6 protein-coding genes are annotated in these 6,707 nt (G+C 67.4%); 3 read left to right on the forward strand and 3 right to left on the reverse strand.

Annotated elements, in window-relative coordinates; translation table 11 throughout:
• The 3 genes from WU80_RS23585 to sepIVA all read right to left on the reverse strand — a co-directional run.
• On the reverse strand, positions 1 to 320 hold a 320-nt coding region (locus WU80_RS23585; protein ID WP_304438002.1), incomplete at its 3' end, for a ribonuclease III family protein.
• Positions 317 to 901: a DUF177 domain-containing protein gene (locus tag WU80_RS23590; protein ID WP_197281342.1), complete on the reverse strand. Its 585-nt coding sequence runs from the start codon at positions 899 to 901 to the stop codon at positions 317 to 319. The genes WU80_RS23585 and WU80_RS23590, both read right to left, overlap by 4 nt.
• 60 nt (positions 902 to 961) lie before the next feature.
• Positions 962 to 1,699: a cell division protein SepIVA gene (sepIVA, locus tag WU80_RS23595; RefSeq protein WP_055405516.1), complete on the reverse strand. Its 738-nt coding sequence runs from the start codon at positions 1,697 to 1,699 to the stop codon at positions 962 to 964.
• A 281-nt stretch (positions 1,700 to 1,980) separates the two neighbouring features.
• On the opposite strand from sepIVA, the gene WU80_RS23600 reads away from it, so the two are divergent.
• The 3 genes from WU80_RS23600 to WU80_RS23610 form a co-directional block, all read left to right on the forward strand.
• Positions 1,981 to 2,703 carry a thioesterase II family protein gene (locus WU80_RS23600; protein WP_055405515.1) on the forward strand — a complete coding sequence of 241 codons (723 nt, stop codon included), beginning with the start codon at positions 1,981 to 1,983 and terminating at the stop codon, positions 2,701 to 2,703.
• A 554-nt stretch (positions 2,704 to 3,257) separates the two neighbouring features.
• Positions 3,258 to 5,012 carry a long-chain-fatty-acid--AMP ligase FAAL26/FadD26 gene (gene fadD26 / locus WU80_RS23605; protein WP_055405514.1) on the forward strand — a complete coding sequence of 585 codons (1,755 nt, stop codon included), beginning with the start codon at positions 3,258 to 3,260 and terminating at the stop codon, positions 5,010 to 5,012.
• Positions 5,009 to 6,707 (forward strand): beta-ketoacyl synthase N-terminal-like domain-containing protein (locus WU80_RS23610; protein ID WP_231633899.1); only part of this gene is annotated, 1,699 nt, incomplete at its 3' end. The genes fadD26 and WU80_RS23610, both read left to right, overlap by 4 nt.

Below are 6,707 nucleotides of genomic sequence, written 5' to 3' on the forward strand. Positions count from 1 at the left end.
GTGTATAAGAGACAGCCCAGGAACAGGTGGGCGCCCAGCCCGTCGGCGGACAGCCTGCGCGCGACGTCGGCCAGCGCCTGGGTGTTGACCACGCTGGCCCGCAGCTTGGCCAGGTCACCTTCGGAACGTTCCGGATGCCGGTGGTAAAGCTCGTCGGTGACGGTCAGGCCCAGCACGGCGTCGCCGAGAAACTCCAGCCGTTCGTTGGTCGGCAGCCCGCCGTGCTCGTAGGCGTAACTGCGGTGCGTCAGCGCCAGCGAGAGCAACTCGTCGGGCAGCTCGACCCCCAGCGCGTCGAGCAGGTCCTGGCGCGACGTCATCGGTCACCCCGCGACGCGTCCGGCTCGGGAAACATGCCGGCCAGCTTGGCCCACCGCGGGTCGACGCGCTCGTGGTGATGGCCCGGCTCGGCCGCCAGGGCAACCCCGCATTCGGGGCACAGGCCGGGGCAATCGTCGGTGCACACCGGCGAAAACGGCAGCTCCAACCCGACGGCGTCGACGATCGACTGCTCGAGGTCGATGGTGTCGTCGACGATGTGACCGACCTCGTCCTCTTCGGTGGTCGCCTCCGTCGTGCTGTCGGGATAGGCGAACAATTCGGTCAACCGGACCCGCACGCGGCCGTCGACCGGCGTCAGGCAACGGGAGCATTCGCCGACGGTGGGTGCGTCGACCGTGCCGGTCACCAGCACGCCTTCGGAAACGGACTGCACCTGCAGGTCCAGCTCCAACGGCGCGCCCGCCTCGATCGCGATCATGTCCAGGCCGATGCGCGACGGGCTGGGCACGGTTTTTCGCAGGGTCACCATCGCGCCGGGCCGCCGCCCCAGGCGGGTGATGTCAATCGTCATCGCCGAGCTCGAATGGCGCTGCGAGGTGGTGCCGTGCTGCCGCGTCATAGGAGAAATCCTACGGCGCGAACCGCATATTTCCAGGGTGCGGCCCCCCGGTCGACTCCGCTAGCGCACCGCGTAGTCGTGCGTGCCGGCCGCCGTCCGGAGCTGGTGACGGCCGCGCCCGACCGAGCGCAGCGTGCCGTTGAGGAATTCCTCGAACTCGGCCAGCTTGTTGTCGACGTAGATGTCGCATTCGCCGCGCAGCCGGTCGGCCTCAGCGTGCGCGGAGTCGATGAGGCGGGTGGCCTCGGCGTTGGCCGCCTCCACCACGCTGTTCTGCGACACCAGCCGCTGTTGCTCTTTGATGCCCTCCTGCACGGCCTTCTCGTAGGAGATGTTGCCGTTCTCGAGCAGCCGGTCGGCTTCGGCCTGGGCGCGGCCCACGCTGGCCTCGTACTCGCGTTTCGCCGCCGTGGCGATGCGCATCGCCTCCTCGCGGGCCTCGCCGACCATCCGCTCGCTGTGCTGGCGCGCCTCGCTCACCATGCGGTCGGCCTGCGATTTTGCGTCGGACAGCAGCCGGTCGGCCTCCGCGCGAGCGTGGTTGAGCATCGACTCCGACTCGGTCGTCGCCGAGGAAACCATGGATTCGGCGTGCGACTTGGCGTCCTGCAGCATCGAGTCACGGGCATCGAGCACGTCCTGGGCGTCGTCGAGCTCGCCGGGGATCGCGTCCTTGATGTCGTCGATCAGTTCCAGCACGTCACCACGGGGCACCACGCAGCCCGCCGTCATGGGGACGCCGCGTGCTTCTTCAACGATGGCGCTCAACTCGTCGAGCGCTTCAAAGACTCGGTACACGGCCACTTCCTCCTGGCGTCTGCATAAAACCTGTTGTTACCAGTGTGCCTGGTGTTGCCTTTGTGACAGCGGTGGCGAGGCCGGTGTGTCGGACATTCACCCGACGCGGGCCCCGGTCGCCGGCCGGCCGCGCCGCCGCCCGGCAAAGCGGGTTGCGTGGCAAACGGAACACGACATCGATTGTTCCAGCACTTGTGCAGCGGCGCTCACGCAGGCGGTGGGCTCAATATCGGGCCGGCAATATCGGGGGGCCGAAATTCGCATCGGTATAGGGTGACGCGGTGAACACGGACCGCGATGGCGGCGGCGCGCCGACGCTTTATATATTTCCGCACGCCGGCGGATCGGCGACCTATTACGTTCCGTTCGCCAGGGCGTTCTCCGCGGATATCAAGCGCATTGCGGTCCAATACCCCGGGCGGGAAAAGGGACTCACGCAGCTCCCGAGCATTCCCGCGCTGGCCGACGAAATCTATTCGATGATGGCGCCTTCCGCTCCGGCGAATGCGCCGGTGACCTTTTTTGGCCACAGCATGGGCGGCCTGTTGGCCTTCGAGGTCGCGCTGAGGTTTCAAGCCGCCGGGCAACCGATCGCCGCCCTGTTCATCTCGTCGAGCGCGGCCCCGGGTCACATTCGCTACAAGGAGCTGCAGGGATCGGACCGCGACATCCTCAACGTCGTCGCCCAGGTGACCGACACCAACGCCGAGCTGCTGGCCAGCGACGAATTCGCCCTGACGATCCTGCCCACGCTGCAAAGCGTCCGGGCGATCGCGGGCTACACGCATCCGCCGGAGGTCACCGTGTCGTGCCCGATCTACGGGTTCGTCGGAGACAACGACGTCATCGTGGCCGAGGACAACATGCGGGCCTGGTCCGATCGCACCACCGACGATTTCGGTCTCCGCGTGTTCCCCGGCGACCACTTTTACCTGAGCAACCATTTGCCAGAACTGGTGAAGGACATCGAGGAGAAGGTCCTCGCTCGTTGCTCCACGAGTTAGCTGCCGCGCCGACGCCGGTCGGCTGGCCGATGCGATCGAGGAGGCGGGACCGCCCCGATTCAACGTTTGCCATGCATCTCGTGTGCGAGCGGACGCGACGCGCGGGGCCCGGCGCCGGACAGCCGCCGGCCGGTCCGGATCCCGGTCGACGCCGGCCCGGGCCGCCGCGATCGGCATGGGCCAGGGCCGCCGGAAAGGCGCGCCCGTACCAGAACCGACCGGGAAACGTCGCGCGGTGCGAAGGCCGCACGCGCCCCCCGACCTGGCACTATTCGTCACTCGTATAACAGGCTCACCACTAGCCACACGCCCGTACTACCTATATACGGTGCAAGATCGGCGATCCCCGCCATGCCCCACGGGACCGGTCACGGCACGAGCGGCACTGTGGGCTACATCTCGTTTTGATTTTGTAAATCGGAAGTCGCCACCCGCAAAGAATGCTTAGGTTGCTTCACGAGAGTGGTTGTCGGTAACCGGGGAAGCCGCTCGACGCGCGGCACGCACGTTGCGTGCGGGCACCCAACGGCGTCAGCGCACGGGAAGGTAAGCAAATGCCGGTGACCGACATCTCCATTCCTGCGTTGCTGCAGGACCGGGCCGAGCACCGGCCCGACGCGACGGCGTTCACGTTCATCGACTACGAACAGGACCCTAACGGGTTTGCTGAACACCTGACCTGGGCGCAGGTTCACCGCCGCGCTCGCATCGTTGCTGAGGAGCTGGCGCTCTGCGGCTCCCCCGGTGATCGGGTGGCGATATCGGCGCCCCAGGGCCTGGAGTATGTGGCCGCCTTCTTCGGGGCGCTGCAGGCGGGCTTCATCGCGGTTCCGCTCTCGACGCCGCTCTATGGCGTGCACGACGAGCGGATTTCCTCCGTGCTGCGCGACTGCAACCCGGTCGCCATCCTCACCACGTCGGGGGTGGTCAGCGACGTCAACAAGTACGCCTGCGGCCAGGACGGCCACCCCGCGCCGTTGGTCATCGAAGTCGACCTGCTCGACCTCGATTCGCCCCGCGAATTCCCGCCCGCTCGGCGATTTTCCTCGGGTGCCGGTTATCTGCAGTACACCTCCGGGTCCACGCGCACGCCGGCCGGCGTGATCGTGTCGCACGACAACGTCGTCACCAACGTGTCGCAATGCATGTACGCCTTTTTCGGTGAGCCGGAACAACTCCCCGACAATTTGTCCTTGGTGTCGTGGCTGCCGCTGTTCCACGACATGGGCCTGATCCTGGGCGTCTGTGCCCCGCTGGTGACCAATCGCAGCGCGGTATTGATGAGCCCGATGGCGTTCCTGCAGCGCCCGGCCCGCTGGATGAAAACGCTTGCCACCAACGGCCAGTGCTTTTCCGCGGCCCCGAATTTCGCGTTCGAACTGGCCGTGCGCAGGACGTCCGACGACGACATGGCGGGCCTGGACCTTGGTGACGTGCACACCATTGTCAGCGGCAGCGAACGAATTCACGTGGCAACCGTGAAGCGCTTCAGCGAACGCTTCGCCCCGTTCGGCCTGCGCCCGACGACGGTCCGCCCCTGCTACGGGCTCGCCGAGGCGACGCTGTACGTGGCCGGTCCCGAGCCCCACACCATGCTCAAAACCGTCCGTTTCGACTATGAGCACCTGACCGCCGGTCGGGCCACGCCGTACGGAACCGAGGGCACGGTCGGCACGGAGCTCATCAGCTACGGTTCGCCCGATCCCGCCGCCGTGCGAATCGTCAACCCCGAGAGCATGACCGAGAGCCCGGCGGGCACCGTCGGAGAGATCTGGGTGCGTGGCGACCACGTGGCCCTGGGGTATTGGCGCAAGCCGGAGCAGACGTCGCGTGTGTTCCACGCCGAACTGACCGATCCCGCGCCGGGATCCCCGGCGGGCCCGTGGCTGCGGACGGGCGACCTGGGCGTCATCTCCGACGGCGAATTGTTCATCATGGGCCGCATCAAGGACCTGCTCATCGTCGACGGGCGCAACCACTATCCGGACGACATCGAGGCGACCATCCAGGAAATCACCGGCGGCCGGGTCGCGGCGATATCGGTTCCCGACGACATCACCGAGCAGCTGGTGGCGATCATCGAGCTGAAGGGGCGCGGCGCGTCCGAGGAAGAGGCCCTGCTGCGGCTGCGGTCGGTAAAACGCGAAGTCACCTCGGCGATTTCAAGGTCGCACAGCGTGCGAGTCGCCGACCTCGTGCTGGTGTCACCGGGGTCGATACCGATCACCACCAGCGGCAAAGTCCGGCGTTCGGCGTGCGTCGAACGCTACCAAAGCGACGGATTCCAAAGGCTGGACGTGACGGTATGACGTCAGGCATCGGTGGCGAAGCCGACTTGCGCCACTGGTTGGTCGACTATCTGGTGACCAACATCGGCTGCACGCCCGACGAAGTCGACCCCAACCTATCGCTGGCCGACCTCGGGGTGAGCTCCCGCGAAGTGGTGGTGCTGTCCGGGGAGCTGTCAGAGTTGTTGGGCAAGAAGGTATCCCCGGTCGACTTCTGGCAGCATCCGACGATCAACGCCCTGGCCGCCTACCTCACCGCACCCGAGCCCGAGCCGGAGGACGACGCCACGCTCAAGCGCCCGGGTCGCAACTCGCTCGACGAGCCGATCGCCGTCATCGGGATGGGCTGCCGCTTCCCGGGCATATCGGGGCCCGAGGCGTTCTGGCAGTTCCTGAGCGCGCGGGGTTGCTCGATCGGCCAGGTGCCCCCGGAACGGTGGCGACCGTTCGAATCCGGCGAGCCCGACGTGGCGGCGGCGCTCGCCCGTACGACGCGGTGGGGATCGTTCCTGCCCGACATCGACGCCTTCGACGCCGAGTTCTTCGAGATCTCCCCGAGCGAAGCGGACAAGATGGACCCCCAGCAGCGCCTGCTGCTGGAGGTGGCGTGGGAAGCGTTGGAGCACGCGGGAATTCCGCCGAGTTCCCTGCGCCGGTCGCAGACGGGCGTCTTCGCAGGCGCGTGCCTGAGCGAATACGGCGCCATCGCCTCCAACGACTTCTGTGGTGTCGACGGCTGGAGCAACACCGGCGGTGCGATGAGCATCATCGCGAACCGCCTGTCGTACTTCCTCGACCTGCGCGGCCCGTCGGTGGCGGTCGACACGGCGTGTTCGTCGTCGTTGGTCGCCATTCACCTGGCCTGCCAGAGCCTGCGGACCGAGGATTCCCAGCTGGCCATCGCGGCCGGTGTGAATCTGTTGTTGTCGCCGGCGGTGTTTCGCGGCTTCGACCAGGTGGGCGCGTTGTCGCCGACGGGCAAGTGCCGCGCGTTCGACGCGGCGGCCGATGGGTTTGTGCGCGGTGAGGGCGCGGGCGTGGTGGTGCTCAAGCGGTTGACCGACGCGCAGCGCGACGGCGACCGTGTGCTCGCGGTGATCTGCGGCTCGGCGATCAACTCCGACGGCCGCTCCAACGGCCTGATGGCCCCGAACCCGGCGGCGCAGATGGCGGTCCTGCGGGCCGCCTACCGCAACGCGGGAATGCAGCCGAGCGACGTCGACTACGTCGAAACCCACGGCACCGGAACGTTATTGGGCGATCCCATCGAAGCCCGCGCCCTCGGCACGGTGCTCGGTCGGGGGCGTGCCGAGGATGCCCCCCTGCTCATCGGCGCGGTCAAGACGAACCTCGGCCACACCGAGGCGGCGGCGGGCATCGCGGGTTTCATCAAGGCGGTGCTGGCGGTGCAGCGCGGCCAGATCCCGCCCAATCAGCGCTTCGAAAGCCCGAACCCGCACATCCCGTTCGACGAGTTGCGCATGAAAGTGGTTCGCAGCCAGACCAGTTGGCCGAAGCGGGCGCATCCGCGCCGGGCCGGGGTGTCCTCGTTCGGGTTCGGCGGCACGAACGCGCACGTGGTGATCGAGCAGGGTCAGGACGTCAGCCCGAGCGCTCCCGCCGATAGCGCGGGTGGGGTGTCGACGTTGGTGGTGTCGGGTAAGACGGCGCAGCGGGTGGCGGCCACGGCGGTGGTGTTAGCCGAGTGGATGGACG

Source organism: Mycobacterium sp. UM_11 (genome assembly GCF_001414075.1).
Lineage (GTDB): Bacteria > Actinomycetota > Actinomycetes > Mycobacteriales > Mycobacteriaceae > Mycobacterium.